We start from the raw sequence: 16,753 nt of genomic DNA on the forward strand, positions 1-16,753 counted from the left end.
GATAATCCCGCCCCATGACCCTGACCCCGGGAGGCGCGGACGACGCTCTGCGCGACGATCTCCCCGAACCCTCTTTCGAAGACCATTTCCGCGAAGGCCAGCTCCCGCAGGACTCCCTCCTGTGGTGGCAGCTGGAACGCAACGAGGCCCTGCTGGCCGCGCAGCGCGCGCTGTTCCACGGCCCGTCCACGCTGGTGCGGCTGCGCGTCTGGGTGTTCATCGAGCTGATGAGCCTGCCGCACTCGCGGCTCTCGCGCGACGACCTGAACCGCCATTTCCACCTGCTGCGCGACGAGGCGCTGGAGCTGGTGCTCAAGCGCCTGCGCGACGCGCAGCTGCTGCTCTGGGACGCGTCCAACCAGCAGTACGGCGTGACGCCGCTGGCGCAGCAGCTGATGGCGATGGTCTCGCCGCTGACGCAGGGCCAGGCCGCCGACGAGGACGGCGACCTGGCCGGCCTGCTCGCCAACGTGGCCGGCGCGCAGCAGCTCGGCACGCTGGAGCCGGCCCAGCTGCAGCATCTGCTGGCGCAGCTCTCGCGGCTCTACAACGAATTCGCCGACGCGATCGCCTCAGGCTCCGAGTTCCACCTGCGCCGCGCGCGCATGCGCTTCGAGCGGGCGCTCAAGCTGGTCGAGCGCGCCAGCGAGGCGCTGTCCGCGATCATCCGGCAGGCCGAGAACGACGGCAATGCGCGCCTGGAGCGCCTGGCGCGCGAGCTCGGCCTGGCGCAGGCGCGGCTGCTGGCGATGGCCAGCCAGTTCAACCGCGCGCTGCAGCAGGCCGACCGCCAGCGGGTGACGCTGGGCTCCACCGGCATCACGACGACCGACGTGCGGCGCTGGCTGCAGGAGGTCCCGTTCCTGGAAAACCTGGCGCTGGGCGCGCTGTCTCGGCCGGTGCATCCGGTCTTCGTCGCGCAGCATGAACTGCTGGACGGCTGCGAGGCCGAGTTCGAGCGCGACCGCCCGGTGCCGCCCACGCCCGAGCCGCTGCCCAGCGGCCTGGCCGCGCCGCCGGGCGAGCTGGCCGTGATGAGCCTGCCGCCGGAGATGGCCCAGTTGCAGGCGCTGCTGGGCCGCTGGAGCGGCGACGGCGTGCCGATGAACGACCTGCGTCCCGCGGTGCTGGGCGGCAGCTACGCGCGCGCGGCGTACCGCGCGCAGCTGCTGCCGCTGCTGGGTGATCCGCAGGCGCAGCATCTGGCCGGCGCGACCGGCGACATGGCGCGCCAGCCGTGGCGCGTGCGCTGGTCCGCCGAACAGGGCGAGATCGATGACGAGCACGTCCGCTGGATGAGCCAGGGCGTGCTGCACTCGACGGAGGTCGAGCCGCCGGCCGAGCCCGAGCCCGAACCCAAGTGGCGCCCGCCCGAGGAAACGCCCAAGCGCGGCCGCCGCAAGGCGGCGGTCGCCGGCACCGAGAGCGCTGCGGCCGTTGCTGCCGCCGAGGCGGCCGACACCGCCGCCGGCACCGTACCCGAACCTGCCGTCGACGCCAGCGTCGCGGCTGAACCGCCTTCCCAGTCATGAGCAATCAACTCGACGACGCCGCCCAACTGGCGGCTCAACTGCTGGCGCGCCGCTGGCTGCCGCGCAACCAGCCGCTGGTGCGCCGCGCGCTGATCGACCAGGAGCTCTGGCGCGCCGTCAACGAGCGCGTGGCCGCCGTCGGCCTGCGCGTGGTGGACAACGTCTACGCCGACCACATCACGCTGGCGATGCTGCGCCCGGCCGAGGTCGCCGTGTTCGGCGAGACCGGCCTGGCCTCCAACAACAACCTGGACCTGCCGCGCGACGGCGTCGCGCTGCTGGTGGTGGTGTGGGCGCTGATCGTGCTGCCCAAGCGCCAGCGCCAGCTCGCGCGCGCCGAGGAGGCCGCCGAGGGGCAGGGCGAGATGTTCGCCAAGGACAAGCCGCTGCCCAGCGCCGCGAGCAGCGCGCCGACGCTGTCCTACCGCAGCCTGCTGGCCGACTTCGGCAACCAGCTGGGCAAGAAGATGCGGCTGGACGCCAACCTCAAGCTGCTGGAGCGCCAGGGCTTCATCACCCGCAAGGGCGAGGACATCTGCGAGGGCCCGCTGCTGGACCTGCTGCTGGACTACGACACGCTGGCGCCGCGCATCCTGGACGGCGCGCTGGCCGACGTGCTGGCGCGCAGCACCGATGCGGAATCCGGCCCGATGCTGAATGCCATCCTGGCCGCCCGCCACAACGAAGAATCCGACCTGAGCGACGCCTGATGTTTCACCTGCAATCCCTGGAACTGCTGCACTGGGACTACTGCCGCCGCGTCTCGATGCCGCTGGACGGCAACATCATCACCATCGCCGGGCCCAACGGCTCGGGCAAGACCACGCTGCTGGATGCGATGCGGACGCTGCTGGGGCTGGAGTGCTCTGGCGGCCGCACCTACAAGACCTACGCCCGCCATGCCAACGCCGAGCACGCCTGGCTGCGCGCGCTGGTGGACAACCGCCCGCGCGGCCGCCAGAACAGCAGCCGGCCGTTCGCGAGCTCGCTGCTGTACGCGGACCAGGTGACGCTGGCCTGCCGCATCTCGCGCCAGGGCGGCGACTGGGTGCGCCGCTACATCCTGGTCGACGGCGTGCATGAGATCGAGGAGCTCGACACCAAGGCCGACAAGGACTGGCTGGGCATCGAAGCCTGGAAGAAGCGCCTGGAGGCCGCCGGCCTGACGCGCGCGATCGGCCGCGTGCTGGCGCTGGAGCAGGGCCAGACGGACCGCCTGTGCGAGCTCTCCCCCAAGGAACTGCTGCGCCTGGTGTTCGAGGTCTTTGGCGACCAGGAAGTGCTGGACCGCTACGAGCTGGCGCGCAACCACCAGCAGCAGCTGGTCAAGGAAGTCGAGCAGGCGCAGCACGAGCTGTCGCATGCGCAGGCGCAGCTGTCCGACCTGTCCAACCGCGTCAACAGCTACCAGCAGTACCAGCTGCGACTCAAGGAGCGCGAGCGCCTGGCCACCGAGGTCGTGCCGGTGCTGCAGTGGAGCGAGCAGCGCCAGCGCACCGCGCAGCAGCTGCGCGAGCTGCACCGGCAGCGGCTGTTCGCGCGCTCCGACGAGCGCGGCATCAGCGACAAGCGCGCGCAGCTGCTGGCGCTGTTCAAGGCGCAGGAGGCGGCCAAGGACAAGCTGGCCGACCTGGAGCAGCAGCGCAAGGAAGCGCGCCAGGCCTTCGAGGCGGCGCGCGACGGCGAGCGCCCGATGGAGCAGCTCGCCAAGCGCGAGGACGACCTGAAGACGCTGGCCGCGGTCGAGACCGATGGCGCGGCGTTGACGGCCAAGCTCGAGGAACTCGGCACGCGCCAGCATCAGCTGCGCGAGAGCTTCACGCGCCAGAACGACCAGCAGCGCAAGGCGCAGCAGGCGATGGACGAGCTGACCGGGCATCGCGTGCCGCCGCCGCCGGCGGAGGTCACGCGTTTTCGCAAGGCGCTGGACGAGGCCGGCATCGCGCACCACGTGCTGGCCGACGCGATCGACATCGCCGACGACGCGTGGCGCGCCGCGGCCGAGGGCTTCCTGCGGCCGTCGCGCTGGGTGGTGGTGCTGGCCCGCGCCAGCGACGAAAGCCAGGCCTACCGCATCGCCTCGCGCGAGCGCTACCGGCATTACGTGGTCGCCGACGGCGAGCATGCGCCGGCGGTGAGCCCGAAGGACAGCCTGCTGTCGGTGCTGAAGTTCAACGCCAAGGCGCCGGGCTGGCTGCTGCGGCAACTGGCCTCGATCCGCTGCGTCGCGGACACCGAGAAGGGCGCCCAGACCGGCGGCGAGTGGATCACCACCGAGGCCTACTACCGCGATGGCCGCGGCGGCCGCAGCCTGTGGGTCGAGCCGCGCGAGTACCAGTTCGGCGACTCCGCGCTCGATGCGCGGCGCGCCTCGCTGGACAAGGAGCTGACGCGCTACGACCTGGAGCTGTCCAAGCTCGCCAAGGAGCAGCTCGAGATCGAGCGCCAGCTCAAGGACGCGCAGCGCGCGGCGCAGGGCCACAAGGCGGCGCAGGAGCTGGTGGAGCGGGCCGAGGAGTTCGCCGAGGCGCGCGCGCGCCTGCCGGGCCTGCGCCAGTCGCGCATCGAGGCGGCGACCCGCATGGCCGCGCTGGACCAGGAGCACGACCGGACCGTGGCCGCGGCCACCCGCACCGAGCGCGACTACGAGTCCGCCCAGGCCAGCCTCAAGGCCAGCGAGGACAACGTGCTGCGCGCCGAGCGCGACTGGGCCGGCAAGCGCGACGACCTGATCGCCACCGCCCGTGCCTCGCGCGAGGCGCGGACGAAGTTCCCCGCCGCCTGGGTGCATCCGATGCGGCTGCAGGCGCTGCGCGACGAGTTCGAGAACGCCAAGCAGGCGGAGATCGCCTCGCGCCACGTGCAGCAGGAACTGGACACCGGCGTGTGGGAGACCGATGCCGGCGTGCAGGAGCGCCATGCGCGGATGCAGGTCGCGGTGCTGGAGCAGACCACGCAACTCGACGACCGCCGCGCGAGCAACGAGATGGCGCGCATCGCCGCGTTCAACGCGCGCGAGCGCTACATCGACGTGCTGCGCGCGACGGTGCGGCGCTACAAGAAGAATGTGCAGGAGCTGGGCGAGCTCGCCGGCGTGCATGCGCAGGCCGAGCTGCCGCACCTGGACAACGACGACACGGTGCTGGCGCAGGCCGGGCTGCACGTGAAGTTCAACTTCGACGGCAAGGGCGAGGTGGGCCTGAACGACGGCGAGGCCTCGGGCGGGCAGCAGGTGCTCAAGAGCCTGATCCTGCTGGTGGGGCTGATGAAGGACGACGACGCGCCGGGTGGCTTCGTCTTCATCGACGAGCCCTTCGCCCACCTGGACGTGCGCAACATCCAGCTGGTGGGCCACTTCCTGAAGAGCACGCGCGCGCAGTACCTGCTGACGACGCCGATCACGCACAACGTCGAGGTCTTCGAGCCCTCGGAGATCACGCTGGTGACGAGCAAGAAGCCGCGCGGCGAGCGCTGGGCGCCGCCGATCGCGGTGCTGGCGCGGCGGCCGGAGAAGTCGGTCTACGGCTGAGCGCGCGCGGGCGCGGCGACGTCACGGACCGGCCTGTCGACCACGACGGGGCCGGGCGTCCCGATTGCCCGCGCTGCGGCGTGTCGACGCGCGCCCGCGCGGCGCATGGCGGCATTTCCCCTTCCGTGGCGGGGCGGAGGCACCCGATCCGGCCATGCGCGACGAGGATGTCGATCTCGCGCGCCGCCGTTCGTCGTGCAGGACGTGGCCGTGAGCCGCGTGATCAACCGGAGTGACCGCAATGAACTACGTGGATGGATATGTGATCGCCGTGCCCACCGCCAAGCGCGAGGCCTATCGCCAGCTGGCGCAGGAGGCCTCGGCGGTGTTCAAGGACCACGGCGCGCTGCAGGTCGTGGAGTGCTGGGGCGACGACGTGCCCGAGGGCAAGGTGACCTCGTTCCCGATGGCGGTGCAGCGCAAGCCCGACGAGACGGTGGTCTTTTCATGGATCGTCTGGCCGTCGCGCCAGGTGCGCGACGAGGGCATGAAGAAGTCGATGGAGGACCCGCGCATGAACCACGATCCGGCGAGCATGCCGTTCGACGGCCAGCGCATGATCTTCGGCGGCTTCGAGGTCATCGTCGAGGCTTGAGCAAGGGCGTCCGCCCGCCGCCTCGCCGCGTGCCGGGCGCGGGGCGCCGCTGGCGTGGGCTCGCGCCTTCTCCGCGAGGGCGCCGGATCAGCGCCGGCTCGAGAACTCCTTCGACAGCCAGGCGCGGAGCTCGTTCAGGCCGCGCTTCGATCCGTGGGCCGGCGGCCAGGTGAGGAAGTAGCCGTTCCCCGAGGCGACCTGGGTGCCGAACGGCGTCACCAGCATGCCGTCCTCTACCAGCTCCTGCAGCATCCGCGGGTCGGCGATGGCCACCCCCTGTCCGCGCATGGCCGCCGACAGGGCCAGGTCCAGGGTGTCGAAGACATGGCCGCTGGCGCCGTCGACGCCCTCGACACCGGCGCCGTCCAACCAGCGTCGCCATTCGCGCCGCTCGGGGCCGGGATGCAGCAGCTCGACCTTGGCCAGGTCGGCGGGCGTCTTCAACCGCGTCGCCATGGCCTGCGAGCACATCGGCGTGAGCCGCTCGCGCATCAGCAGCACCTGGTCGACGTCGGGCCAGCGACCGTGCCCGTGCGCAATGATCGCGTCGACGCTGGAGCGCGCGAAGTCCGGCGCGTCGGTCCAGTTGGTGGAGATGCGCAGTTCGAGGTCGGGCAGGGCCTGGCGCAGGCGAGGCAGGCGCGGCAGCAACCAGCGGGCCGCGAGCGTGGGCGGCACCTGGAGGTTGATCACCGCCGCCTGACGGCGGATCGCCGCGCTCGCCGCGCCGATGCCGGCGAGGGCCTCGCGCACCGCCGCCAGCAGCACGGCGCCTTCGGAGGTCAGTGCGAGGCCTCGGGCCTGCCGCGTGAAGAGCGCGCAGCCGAAATGCGCCTCCAGCGCCAACACCTGCCGGCTCACCGCGCCTTGGGTGAGGTGCATCGCGCTCGCGGCCTGGGTGAAGCTCCCTGCCTCCGCGGCAGCGACGAAAGCCTGCAGGTTCTGCAGCGGCGGGAGGGTGGATCGGGGCGTCATCGCCATGATCCTAGTGCATGGCTCGCATGAGAAGCTTTCGCTGGTCGACGAGGCGGCTGCTTCGTACGATCCAGCCAACTTCCTACTGCAGGCATGCGTGTCACTCATGAATCAGCACATCTCCGAATCGACGTTGCCGGACGCCGGGCACGTCGCCGTCGTCAAGCGCTACCTCGATCGCCTCGAGGCCTCGGACGTCGAGGGCATCGTGGCCTTGTTCACCGAGGACGCGCAGGTCGTGTCGCCGTTCCTCGGCTGCATGAGCCCGCGGCCCTTCTTCGACAAGGTACGTGACGCCTCGGGGCAGAGCCGAATCGAGGTGCTGGACATCCTGCTCAGCGCCCAGGGCGCATCGCGCGCGATGGCCTACTTCGTGTATCACTGGCAGTTGCGGGACGGCACCGAGGTCCGCTTCGATTGCGTGGATGTCTTCGACTTCAACGAGCAGGGCCGGATCCAGCGCATGACCATCGTGTACGACACCCACCCGGTGCGCGCGCTGGTCGGTGACAAGTACGCCTGAGGCGCATCGAGGCAGAAGCAAGAAGGAAGAAGGAAGGAGCACGGGCGATGACACGGGAGATCCTGGTCCTGGGCGCCGGCATGGTCGGCACCTGCACCGCGCTGGAGCTGAGCTTGCGCGGCCACGCGGTCACGCTGGTGGACCGCCGTCCGCCCGGGCAGGAGACCTCCTTCGGCAATGCCGGCGTGATCCAGCGCGAGGCGGTCGAGCCGTATGCCTTCCCGCGAGACGCGAGATCGTTGCTGTCCGCGGCCCTGGGGCGGGGCCTGGAGGTGCATTACCACCCGCGCGCGCTGCTGGCCGCGCTGCCGCAGCTGTGGCGCTACTGGCGCCACTCCGCCCCTGCGCGACACCAAGCCATCGCGCGCGACTACGCTGCCTTGATCGCTCACGCTACCACCGAGCACGCCCGCTACATCGCGCTGGCCGGTGCCGACGGCCTGGTGCGGCGCGACGGACTGCGCCTGGTCTTCCGCACGCCGCGCGCGCTCGACGAGGCGGTGCGCGACGCCGAGCGGGTGCAGCGCGAGCACGGCGTCCGTTTCGTCGCGATGGATGCGGACGCGTTGGCAGCGGCGGAGCCCGATTTCCGGACGCGCCTGGCTGGCGCCGTGCACTGGCTGCCGTCGTGGAGCGTCGACGATCCCGGCGGGCTGGTCGAGCGCTACGCGCAGGCCTTCCTGCAACGTGGCGGACGCTTCATGCAGGCCGATGCGACGGCGGCGCGGCCGACCGCCCATGGCTGGACGCTGGAGACCGATCAGGGCCGTCTGGAAGGCGCGCAGGCCGTGGTCGCGCTGGGGCCTTGGTCCGACCGCTTCGTGCGCGCGCTGGGTTACCGCCTGCCGCTCTTCGTCAAGCGCGGCTACCACCGCCACTACCGCGGCGGCGGACGCGTGACGATGCCGACGCTGGACGCGGAGCGCGGATATGTGCTGGCGCCGCAACGGCGCGGGCTGCGACTGACCACCGGCGCCGAGATCGCCGGCATCGACGCACCGCTCACGCCGCGCCAGCTGACGGGCGCCGAAGCGCAGGCACGCGGGCTGCTCGAGCTGGGGGAGGCGGTGGAGTCCGAGCCCTGGGTCGGCAGCCGGCCGTGCAGCGCCGACATGAAGCCCGTCATCGGCCCGGCGCCGAGGCATCCGGGACTGTGGTTCAACTTCGCGCACGGCCACCAGGGCTTCACGCTCGGCCCCGCCAGCGCGCGGCTGCTCGCGGACCTGATGACCGGAGAGCCGCCGTTCATCGATGCGGCGCCGTTCTCGGCGCGGCGGTTTGGCGGATGAGAGGGCGGTGAACGACAGGCTGAGACCGACGAACGGCGCGCCCGAAGGTGTCCCCCATCGGAAGGCCGTCTTCAGCGTGAGACCTTTGCTGGCGCGGCCTGTCACTGAGCGCGCGTGTCGCAATCCTGCCCGGAGGTCGAATGAGGAGTGTCGTGTTCTTGGTCGATGGATTTCAGCGCTGGATGAGGAAGCAGGCGCTGCGCAGAAGAGGACCTGTGCCGCGCCGTCGCTGAAATGGAACGCGGGTTGATCGATGCAGATCTCGGTAGTGGACTCTTCAAGAAGCGGATCGCACGATCCGGGGCTGGCAAGCGCGGTGGGTATCGCGTGATCGTCGCGACGCGAGGGGATGGCCCCTGGTTCTTCCTCGAGGGTTATGCGAAGAGCAAGCAGGATCAGATCGATACAGCCACCTGGGATGCATGCCGTGCGGTCGGGCAGGCGCTGACGTCCAAATCGATCCGCGAGCTGTCCGATTCGATCGAGAGCAACAAGCTGAAGGAAGTGAACTGTGATGCGCAAACGCAAGTCTGAAACGATGGAACGCCTGCTTCGGTTGAGCCGCGACCTCCACGATTGCGGGACCTTCAACGACGAGGATCTGCGCACGATCGAGCGCGTCGGCATGTCAGCGCCGCAACCGCTGCGCGCCGAGGACTTCCGCGCCATCCGCGAGCAGTCGACCTACAGCGTGTACACGCTGGCCCGCATCCTCAATACGACGGCACGGCAGTTCCGGCGGTGGGAACAGGGACTCGGCAAAGGACCGCAAGGAGCGGAACTCCGGCTGCTTCGCATGGTGCGTGATCGCGGGCTCGCCGCCGTGTTTCCATGAACGACGGCCCGGGCATGCCCGGGCCGTTCGCTTGTTTGTGGCTCGGCGCAGCCGGGCGCCGGCAGGCGGACTTACTTCAGACCACCGCTCAGGAACGCCTTCAGGCGCTCGCTCTGCGGCTTGATCAGGACCTCGCGGGGGTCGCCTTGCTCCTCCACGCGGCCCTGGTGCAGGAACATCGTGTGCGAGGACACCTCGCGCGCGAAGCCCATCTCGTGCGTGACGACGATCATCGTGCGGCCCTCCGCCGCGAGGTCGCGCATCACCTTCAGCACCTCGCCCACCAGCTCCGGGTCCAGGGCCGAGGTCGGCTCGTCGAAGAGCATCACCTCCGGCTCCACCGCCAGCGCGCGGGCGATCGCCACGCGCTGCTGCTCGCCACCGGAGAGCTGCGCCGGGTAGACGTCCTTGCGGTGCGACACGCCCACCCGCGCCAGCAGCGCTTCCGCCTTCTCGATCGCCTCGGCCCGGGACTGCTTCAGCACATGCACCGGCGCCTCGATGACGTTCTCCAGCACCGTGCGGTGGCCCCACAGGTTGAAGTTCTGGAACACCATCGCCAGCCGCGCGCGCCAGCGCTGCAGCTGCGCGGCGTCGCCGGCCTTGAAGCTGCCGTCGCGGTCGCGCACCAGCTTCAATTGCTCGTCGCCCAGGCGGAGCGTGCCCTCGTAGGGTTGCTCCAGCAGGTTGAGGCAGCGCAGGAAGGTGCTCTTGCCCGAGCCGCTGGACCCGATCAGCGTGATCACGTCGCCCGGTTTCGCGGCGAGGCTCACGCCCTTGAGGACTTCGCGATCGCCGTAGCGCTTATGGAGGTTGTCGACAACAAGACTGGCCGCGGACATCAACGGGCTCCCAACAGTTTTCCGGTGCGGGTCGCCTCGCGGCCCGCGACTTTCGCCACACGCGCCCCGGCCGTGACCAGGCGCAGCGTGTCGCGTGCAAACAGCAGCCCGTCCACCGGGCTCTTCAGGTCGGTGACCTGGGCGGTGATGGGGTCGATGACCTGCGCGATCACGTCGCCGGCCTTGACCTCCGCGCCGACCTCCCGCAGGAAGGTCAGCACCCCGCCCACCGGCGAGGGGATCGGCATCGAGCCGGCCAGCGGCCGTGCGTCGCCGACCGGCGCCGGCACCGGCGGCACCGCGCCGTCCGTGGCGATCACGCCGCGGTGGATCAGGAAGTCGACGATCGCCTGCGCGTCCTTGGCGGCCAGTTCGTGGCTGACGTCCTGCTGGCCGCGCAGCTCCACCGTCACCGACAGCGTCGCCTGCGGAATCGGGAAGCGATCCCCGAAATGCCGGGCCCACTTCCACCAGACCTGCGAGCAGGCTTCGTCGAAGGGGTTGTCCCCGGAGTCCGTCGCCAGCAGCGTCACCGCCGCGCCCAGGTAGGCCGCCAGCGGCTCGCACTGCGGCCAGCACGGCGTCTCGGTGTAGAGGTGCATCATCGCCTGCGCGTCGCAGTGCAGGTCCAGCACCACGTCGGCGTCGCAGGCCAGCAGCATCAGCGTCTTGCGCAGCGCCTTGAGCTCGGTGTCGGCGCTGCCGGCCTGGATCTCGGTCCGCAGCGCGGCGCGCAGCACCGCCACGTTATGCGCCGCGTCGGTGCCCAGGCGAGGCTCGGCATGGCGCGCGGCGGCCTCGATGTGCTCGGGGTAGTGGCGGTTGAAGTTCTCGCCCGACAGGCCCTCGAAGCGGCCCAGGTGCGATTGCAGCCACCACTGGGACAGCCCGATCGGGTTGGCCATGGGCACCAGCACGATCTCGCCGCGCAGCCGCCCGGCCGCCTCGAGCGCGTCGAAGTGGCGGCGCAGGTGCCAGGCGGTCAGCATGCCGGGCAGTTCGTCGGCGTGCAGCGAGGCCTGGATGTAGACCTTCTGGCCCTCGCCGGGGCGGCCGTAGTGCAGCGAGACCAGCTCGCGCTGCGTGCCCGGGGTGGGGCTCGGAAGCGGATGTTGTCGGAGTTGCATCGGAGTGGGGTGGCGGCGCGGGCCGCGGGGAGGCGGCGCGCTGGAAATGGGGAAGCGGGGCGGGGGCGGGGCGAGAAGCGTCAGCGCGGGGTCAGCGCGGGTCAGCGCGGCATGAGGGGCTTGAGCCAGCGCTTCTCCGCCTGGTGGAACAGCCCCACCAGCACCAGCGTCATCGTGAAGTAGAAGAGCGCGGCGGTGATGAAGGCCTCGAACGGAATGTAGTAGGTGGCATTGATGTCGCGGGCGATGCCCGTGACGTCCATGATGGTCACCACGCTCGCGAGCGCGGTGCCGTGCAGCATGAAGATCACCTCGTTGCTGTAGGCCGGCAGCGCGCGGCGCAGCGCGTGCGGCAGCACGATGCGGCGCAGCATCACCCAGCGGCTCATGCCCAGCGACTTGGCGGCCTCGATCTCGCCGTGCGGCAGCGAGCGGATCGAGCCGGCGATGATCTCCGTCGTGTACGCGCCGGTGTTCAGCACGAAGGTCAGGCAGGCGCAGAACCAGGCCGAGCTGAACAGCGGCCACAGCGCGCTGCGCTGCATCCACTCGAACTGGCCCAGGCCGTAATAGATCAGGAACAGCTGCACCAGCATCGGCGTGCCGCGGAACACGTAGGTGTAGGCCCAGACCGTGCGCGACAGCCACTTGATCGGCAGGGTGCGCAGCACCGCCAGCGGGATGGCCAGGGCCAGGCCGATCAGCAGCGAGACGATGAGCAGCTCGAAGGTGACGACCGCGCCCTCGAGGTAGCGCGGGAGGTTCTCGACGATGGCGTCCAGGTTCATGGGGAAATCGTTCGGTCGGGTCGGGCGGGGGCGGGACGGCGCGGAAGGCGGGTCGCGCTCACAGCGAGTGGCGGCGCACGCCGGTGGACAGGCGCTTCTGCAGCTGGTCGAAGACCAGTTCGGACACCGAGGTGAAGAGCAGGTAGATCAGCGCCACCGCGAGGTAGAACACGAAGGGTTCGCGCGTGCCGGCGGCGGCCTGCGAGCCCCGCATCATGAGGTCGTGCAGCCCGATGACCGACACGATGGCGGTGCTCTTGATCAGCACCAGCCAGTTGTTGGACAGGCCCGGCAGCGCGTGCCGGAACATCTGCGGGAAGGTGATGCGCCAGGCGACCTGGGCCGGGCTCATGCCGAAGGCCAGGCCCGCCTCGCGCTGTCCCGGCGGCACGGCCAGGAAGGCGCCGCGGAAGGCCTCGGTCAGGTAGGCGCCGAAGATGAACGCGATCGTCGCCACGCCGGCCACGAACGGATTGATGTCGATGTACTCCTCGTGGCCGAGCTGCAGCGCGATCGCGTTCACCGCGACCTGGCCTCCGAAGAAGATCAGCAGCATCAGCACCAGGTCGGGCACGCCGCGGATCAGCGTCGTGTAGACGGTCGCGACGCCCTTGGCGACGCGGTACTTCGACAGCTTGGCCATCGCGCCGAGCAGCCCCAGCACCATGGCCAGCGCCATCGAGCTCAGGGCCACGCCCAGGGTCAGCAAGGCGCCCTCGAGCAGGCTGGGCAGGTAACCGTGCAGGTTCATCGGTGGGGATCGCTATCGTTCGCGGGGAGTGGGGGGCAGGCGTGGGGCGGGAACCCGGCGCGGCCGGGTCCCGGTGCCCGGGGGAGGGGCCGCGTGCGCGGGCCCTCCCGGGGCGGACCGGCCGCTTACTTGGCCGTCTTGCCGGAGATGTCGTACTCGAAGTACTTGTCGTTGAGCTTCTTGAAGGTGCCGTTGGCCTTCACCGCGGCGATGGCGTCGTTGAACTTCTTGCCCAGCACCTTCTCGTCCGCCTTGCGCAGGCCCACGCCGGAGCCGACGCCGAAGTACTTCACGTCGTCGTAGCTCGGGCCCACAAAGGCGTAGCCCTTGCCGGCGGGCGTCTTCAGGAAGCCGACGTCGGCGGCGACCAGGTCGGCCAGCGTCAGGTCCACGCGGCCCGACTTCAGGTCCAGGAAGGCCTGGTCCTGCGTGGCGTAGCGGACGATCTCGCTCTGCTTGAAGGTGTCGGTCGCGAACTTCTCATGGATGGTCGCGCGCTGCACGCCGATCTTCTTGCCCTTCAGGCCGGCGGGCGAGAAGTCGAACTTGGCGTCGGCCTTGGCGGTGAAGCGGGCTGGGGTGTTGTAGTAGGGGTTGGAGAAGGCGATGACCTTCTTGCGTTCGTCGGTGATGGACACCGAGGCGATGATCGCGTCGACCTTGCGGGCCTGCAGCGCCGGGATCAGGCCGTCGAAGTCCTGCTGCACCAGCGTGCACTCGGCCTTCATCTCGGCGCACAGCGCGTAGGCCAGGTCGATCTCGAAGCCCTTGAGCTTGCCGTCGGCGCCGACTTCGGAGAACGGGGGGTAGGCGCCCTCGACGCCGATCCGGATCTTCTTCCAGTCAGGGGCCTGGGCGTGCACGGCACCGGCGGTGGCCAGCAGGGCGCAGGCGGTCAGGGCGGCGCGGGCGATCAGTTGTCGTCGTTGCATGAAGGCTCCTTGTGATTGAGCAGGAATCGTGGAATGGACTTCCGGTTCCGCCTCTCGGGCGGCTCGCTCCCGCTTCGGGGGAGGCGGGTCCGGAATGGGGGGGATTGTTGCAATGCCGCAGGCGTGGCGGCCATCAGGGTTAAGGAGAGTGCAAAAACGTGTGAACGGCCTGGACGGTGGACGCCGGGTCCTCCTCCTGGGGGACATGCCCCAGTCCGGGGAAGACCTGCACGGTGCTGTGCGCGATGGCCTCATGCAGGCGCGTGGCCGCCACCGGCGGGATCAGGCGGTCGCGGCCGCCCCACAGGATCAGCGTCGGCGCCTGGATGCGCGCCAGCAGTTCGACGTGGCGGCCGGGCGTGCGCTGTGCCAGGCGTTGCGTCAGCGCCTCGCGGTTGCCTTCCCGCAGCGTCAGCTCGAAGTAGCGGTCCACCAGCGCCGCATCCACCTTGGAAGGATCGCCGTAGACCTCGCGCACGCTGCGGTCCACCAGCGGCCGGGGCAGGAACACGCCGGCCAGCCAGTGCAGCAGCCGCGAGTCCGGCAGCCTGAAGCCCGCCGGCACCGCGGCACTGGGCAGGTCGAGCCCGCCGGCGTCGACCAGCACCAGCGCCGCCACCTGTTCCGGGTGCCGCGCCGCGTACTGCCAGGCGAGGCCGCCGCCCATCGAGTTGCCTCCGAGCACCATGCGGCTGATCTGCAACTGCTGGAGGAAGGACCACAGGAACGAGCCATAGGCGTCGTCGCTGTAGTCGCCTAGAGGAGAGGGACCGGTCAGGCCGAAGCCCGGCAGGTCGAGCGTGATGACGCGGCGCGTCGCGCTCAGCGACTTCACCCATCCCTCCCAGGTGTGCAGGCTCGCGGCGGTGCCGTGCAGCAGCACGATGGGGGTGGTGTCGGAGCGGGGACCCTCGTCGCGGAAATGGACCAGCTGGACCTGGCCGCCCGGCAGCTTCAGCTCGAGGAAATCCGACGGCGGCGGCGCCCAGCGCGCGATCAGGCTTTCCAGCGGCCGGTCCGGCGCACGGAAGGCCATCGCGAGCAGCGCCGTCGCCAGCACGGCGAATCCCAGCAGCTTCATCAGCCGGGCGCCGAAGGTCGGGCGATCGCTCATTCGATGACGGATTCGGGCGAGGCCGCCAGCTCGGGATCGACGGCGCGGCGCTCGTCGAAGACGAAGCAGTCGCCGTGGTAATGCGCGCCGCCCACTTCCTCGAAGTACTTCAGGATGCCGCCCTCGAGCTGGTAGATCCGCGCATCGACGCCATGCGCGCGCGCGTCCTGCTCGAGGTAGAGGGCCGCCTTCTCGCAGCGGATGCCGCCGGTGCAGTAGCTGACGACGGTCTTGCCGGCCAGTTCGGCGCGGTGGGCCTGGACCGCCTCGGGGAACTCGCTGAATTTGGCGATGCGCCAGTCGATCGCGCCGTCGAAGGCGCCGACGTCGACCTCGAAGGCATTGCGCGTGTCCAGCGTCACCACCGGGCGGCCCTCGTCGTCATGGCCCTGGTCCAGCCAGCGGCGCAGCGTGGCGGCCGGCAGCGCGGGCGCGCGCGGCGCCTGGTCCGGGCGGATCGTCGGATGGTTCATCCGGATGATTTCCGGCTTGACCTTCACCAGCAGCTTGCGGAACGGCACGGTGTCGCTCCAGCTTTCCTTGGGCGCCAGCGCGGCGAAGCGCGGGTCCGCGCGCAGCGCGCCGACCCAGGTCCGCACCGCCTCGGCGGGGCCGGCCAGGAACAGGTTGATGCCCTCCTCGGCGATCAGCACCGTGCCCTTCAGGTCGAGCGTGCGTGCGCGCTCGTGCAGCGTGTCCCGCAACGCATCCGGCGCCTCGATGGCGACGAACAGGTAGCAGGAGATGTTCAGGACGGGCAGGGGTTCAGGCGGGACAGCAGCGTTCATGCCGGTGCGGCGGCGCGGGGCCGCGCAGGATCAGCAAAACGCGCGATTGTAGGGCGGCCGGCGACCGCGCCCAGGGGGCGCGGATGCGCTCAGCGACGGGTCTCGGGCGACTTGGGCTCGTTGAGTTTGACCTCCGGCCCGTCGGCCGGCTTGACCCGCACCGGGACGGCGGCGCTGCAAAGGTCCGTGTAGCCCGGGCTGTGCACGAACCAGCCGCCCCGGTGGCGGCGGGCGTCGAGCAGCTCCTGCCAGGTCGGCGTGTCGGTGCGCAGCACCTGCAGCGCGGGCCGCTGCTCGGCCGGCAGCGCCGCGGCCAGCGCCACGCGCTCGATGCCCAGCCGCTGCTCGGGCTTGTCGTAGAAGCCCATCGCAGCGCCGCCGCGCGGCAGCGAGGACAGGAACTCCATGCCCTTGAGCACGCGGCCCACGACCGTGATGTTCAGATCCAGCCCGCGCGGCGCCTGGCCGATGACGGCATAGAGCTCCGCGCCGGTGCTGGAGTCGGCCGCGTTGCCGCGGCCGGCGCCGACGCTGCCGTAGCAGTGCGCCAGCCAGGCCTTGCCGGCCTTGGGATCCGCCGCCGCGGCGAAGCCGTCCACCTGGCCGACTCGCGGCGCCCAGCCGTCGACGTCCGGCAGCACCGTCATCGGCACCCCCTTGAGCGGGATCGAGAACTCGGCCGGCAGGTGGGCCTTCGCCCCCGCGGGGAAGGGCTTGCCCTTGCCCTTCATGCCGGTGTCCTCGTCATCGGCGTTGGGGTCGCCCCATTGGGTGACGAAGTTGTCCTGGACGCGCACGATCGCCAGCCCGTCGTAGTAGCCGCCGCGGGCCAGCGCCCGGATGTTGTCCACATGCGCGGGGGCGAAGCGCGGCGCCAGTTCGATGAACACCTGGCCCTGCGGCAAGGTCATCACCAACAGGTTGTCCGGGTCGACGTCGCGCCAGACGGACGCCGGCGCGGTGGCGAGGATGTCCGCGCTGCTGCGGGACGGCTTCGCCGGCTTGGGCGGCTGGGCCGGGGCGGCCAGCGCCATCAGCGGCGCGCACAGCGCCAGCGACGCCAGCGCGGTCGCGCAGGACCGGGAACGGGGCGTGGTCGAGAGGCTCATCGTCATGCTGGTCGTCATGCTCAT

17 protein-coding genes are annotated in these 16,753 nt (G+C 70.6%); 8 read left to right on the forward strand and 9 right to left on the reverse strand.

The genetic code is table 11. The features are described from left to right. Positions 1–14 precede the first annotated feature (14 nt). From BM393_RS22320 to BM393_RS22335, 4 genes are all read left to right on the forward strand, one after another. Positions 15–1,532: a hypothetical protein gene (locus tag BM393_RS22320; RefSeq protein WP_091733120.1), complete on the forward strand. Its 1,518-nt coding sequence runs from the start codon at positions 15–17 to the stop codon at positions 1,530–1,532. Beyond that, entirely contained in the window at positions 1,529–2,242 is a 714-nt protein-coding gene (locus BM393_RS22325; protein ID WP_254783565.1) for a hypothetical protein, read from the forward strand. The genes BM393_RS22320 and BM393_RS22325 overlap by 4 nt, the downstream gene beginning before the upstream one ends. After that, positions 2,242–5,061: an ATP-binding protein gene (locus tag BM393_RS22330; protein ID WP_091733127.1), complete on the forward strand. Its 2,820-nt coding sequence runs from the start codon at positions 2,242–2,244 to the stop codon at positions 5,059–5,061. The genes BM393_RS22325 and BM393_RS22330 overlap by 1 nt, the downstream gene beginning before the upstream one ends. A 241-nt stretch (positions 5,062–5,302) precedes the next feature. Beyond that, entirely contained in the window at positions 5,303–5,656 is a 354-nt protein-coding gene (locus BM393_RS22335; RefSeq protein ID WP_091733130.1) for a DUF1428 domain-containing protein, read from the forward strand. Positions 5,657–5,743: 87 nt separating this feature from the next. Here BM393_RS22335 and BM393_RS22340 read toward each other — a convergent pair whose 3' ends face one another. Continuing rightward, positions 5,744–6,631: a LysR substrate-binding domain-containing protein gene (locus tag BM393_RS22340; protein WP_175538465.1), complete on the reverse strand. Its 888-nt coding sequence runs from the start codon at positions 6,629–6,631 to the stop codon at positions 5,744–5,746. A gap of 106 nt (positions 6,632–6,737) precedes the next feature. On the opposite strand from BM393_RS22340, the gene BM393_RS22345 reads away from it, so the two are divergent. The 4 genes from BM393_RS22345 to BM393_RS22360 all read left to right on the forward strand — a co-directional run bounded on the left by BM393_RS22345 (position 6,738) and on the right by BM393_RS22360 (position 9,278). Next, positions 6,738–7,154, forward strand: coding sequence for a nuclear transport factor 2 family protein (locus BM393_RS22345; protein ID WP_091733137.1), 417 nt, complete (start codon positions 6,738–6,740; stop codon positions 7,152–7,154). Positions 7,155–7,201: 47 nt separating this feature from the next. Next, a complete protein-coding gene (locus tag BM393_RS22350) occupies positions 7,202–8,443 on the forward strand; it encodes an FAD-binding oxidoreductase (protein ID WP_091733140.1) in 1,242 nt (413 codons plus the stop codon). Positions 8,444–8,689: 246 nt separating this feature from the next. Next, positions 8,690–8,977, forward strand: coding sequence for a type II toxin-antitoxin system RelE/ParE family toxin (locus BM393_RS22355; RefSeq protein ID WP_254783566.1), 288 nt, complete (start codon positions 8,690–8,692; stop codon positions 8,975–8,977). Next, entirely contained in the window at positions 8,958–9,278 is a 321-nt protein-coding gene (locus tag BM393_RS22360; RefSeq protein ID WP_141225441.1) for a DNA-binding transcriptional regulator, read from the forward strand. Before BM393_RS22355 ends, BM393_RS22360 begins: the two co-directional genes overlap by 20 nt. A 71-nt stretch (positions 9,279–9,349) precedes the next feature. Here BM393_RS22360 and BM393_RS22365 read toward each other — a convergent pair whose 3' ends face one another. The 8 genes from BM393_RS22365 to BM393_RS22400 form a co-directional block, all read right to left on the reverse strand. After that, entirely contained in the window at positions 9,350–10,120 is a 771-nt protein-coding gene (locus tag BM393_RS22365; RefSeq protein ID WP_091733154.1) for an ABC transporter ATP-binding protein, read from the reverse strand. Continuing rightward, complete coding sequence (locus BM393_RS22370; protein WP_091733159.1) at positions 10,120–11,247, reverse strand: M14 family metallopeptidase; 1,128 nt, start codon at positions 11,245–11,247, stop codon at positions 10,120–10,122. The genes BM393_RS22365 and BM393_RS22370 overlap by 1 nt, the downstream gene beginning before the upstream one ends. A 101-nt stretch (positions 11,248–11,348) precedes the next feature. Next, positions 11,349–12,035 (reverse strand): ABC transporter permease, encoded by a 687-nt coding sequence (locus BM393_RS22375; protein WP_091733164.1) that lies wholly within the window; start codon positions 12,033–12,035, stop codon positions 11,349–11,351. Between the two features lie 58 nt (positions 12,036–12,093). Continuing rightward, positions 12,094–12,786 (reverse strand): ABC transporter permease, encoded by a 693-nt coding sequence (locus BM393_RS22380; RefSeq protein ID WP_091733171.1) that lies wholly within the window; start codon positions 12,784–12,786, stop codon positions 12,094–12,096. Between the two features lie 125 nt (positions 12,787–12,911). Next, entirely contained in the window at positions 12,912–13,718 is an 807-nt protein-coding gene (locus BM393_RS22385) for an ABC transporter substrate-binding protein (protein ID WP_091733175.1), read from the reverse strand. A gap of 139 nt (positions 13,719–13,857) precedes the next feature. Beyond that, positions 13,858–14,832, reverse strand: a complete 975-nt coding sequence (locus BM393_RS22390; protein ID WP_091733178.1) for an alpha/beta fold hydrolase — start codon at positions 14,830–14,832, stop codon at positions 13,858–13,860. Then, entirely contained in the window at positions 14,829–15,620 is a 792-nt protein-coding gene (locus BM393_RS22395; RefSeq protein ID WP_175538466.1) for a sulfurtransferase, read from the reverse strand. The genes BM393_RS22390 and BM393_RS22395 overlap by 4 nt, the downstream gene beginning before the upstream one ends. A gap of 89 nt (positions 15,621–15,709) precedes the next feature. Next, on the reverse strand, positions 15,710–16,753 hold the full coding sequence (locus BM393_RS22400; RefSeq protein ID WP_254783567.1) for a peptidylprolyl isomerase: 1,044 nt from the start codon (positions 16,751–16,753) through the stop codon (positions 15,710–15,712).

Source organism: Mitsuaria sp. PDC51 (assembly GCF_900113225.1).
Lineage (GTDB): Bacteria > Pseudomonadota > Gammaproteobacteria > Burkholderiales > Burkholderiaceae_C > Roseateles.

What these genes read in the sequence shown, in the direction of transcription:
- BM393_RS22335 (WP_091733130.1), top strand. Translation starts at nt 5,303, where the DNA reads ATGAACTACGTGGATGGATATGTGATCGCCGTGCCCACCGCCAAGCGC.
- BM393_RS22330 (WP_091733127.1), top strand. Translation starts at nt 2,242, where the DNA reads ATGTTTCACCTGCAATCCCTGGAACTGCTGCACTGGGACTACTGCCGC.
- BM393_RS22365 (WP_091733154.1), bottom strand. Translation starts at nt 10,120, where the DNA reads ATGTCCGCGGCCAGTCTTGTTGTCGACAACCTCCATAAGCGCTACGGC.
- BM393_RS22360 (WP_141225441.1), top strand. Translation starts at nt 8,958, where the DNA reads ATGCGCAAACGCAAGTCTGAAACGATGGAACGCCTGCTTCGGTTGAGC.
- BM393_RS22325 (WP_254783565.1), top strand. Translation starts at nt 1,529, where the DNA reads ATGAGCAATCAACTCGACGACGCCGCCCAACTGGCGGCTCAACTGCTG.
- BM393_RS22345 (WP_091733137.1), top strand. Translation starts at nt 6,738, where the DNA reads ATGAATCAGCACATCTCCGAATCGACGTTGCCGGACGCCGGGCACGTC.
- BM393_RS22385 (WP_091733175.1), bottom strand. Translation starts at nt 13,718, where the DNA reads ATGCAACGACGACAACTGATCGCCCGCGCCGCCCTGACCGCCTGCGCC.
- BM393_RS22375 (WP_091733164.1), bottom strand. Translation starts at nt 12,035, where the DNA reads ATGAACCTGGACGCCATCGTCGAGAACCTCCCGCGCTACCTCGAGGGC.
- BM393_RS22370 (WP_091733159.1), bottom strand. Translation starts at nt 11,247, where the DNA reads ATGCAACTCCGACAACATCCGCTTCCGAGCCCCACCCCGGGCACGCAG.
- BM393_RS22400 (WP_254783567.1), bottom strand. Translation starts at nt 16,753, where the DNA reads ATGAGCATGACGACCAGCATGACGATGAGCCTCTCGACCACGCCCCGT.
- BM393_RS22395 (WP_175538466.1), bottom strand. Translation starts at nt 15,620, where the DNA reads ATGAACGCTGCTGTCCCGCCTGAACCCCTGCCCGTCCTGAACATCTCC.
- BM393_RS22340 (WP_175538465.1), bottom strand. Translation starts at nt 6,631, where the DNA reads ATGACGCCCCGATCCACCCTCCCGCCGCTGCAGAACCTGCAGGCTTTC.
- BM393_RS22380 (WP_091733171.1), bottom strand. Translation starts at nt 12,786, where the DNA reads ATGAACCTGCACGGTTACCTGCCCAGCCTGCTCGAGGGCGCCTTGCTG.
- BM393_RS22320 (WP_091733120.1), top strand. Translation starts at nt 15, where the DNA reads ATGACCCTGACCCCGGGAGGCGCGGACGACGCTCTGCGCGACGATCTC.
- BM393_RS22350 (WP_091733140.1), top strand. Translation starts at nt 7,202, where the DNA reads ATGACACGGGAGATCCTGGTCCTGGGCGCCGGCATGGTCGGCACCTGC.
- BM393_RS22390 (WP_091733178.1), bottom strand. Translation starts at nt 14,832, where the DNA reads ATGAGCGATCGCCCGACCTTCGGCGCCCGGCTGATGAAGCTGCTGGGA.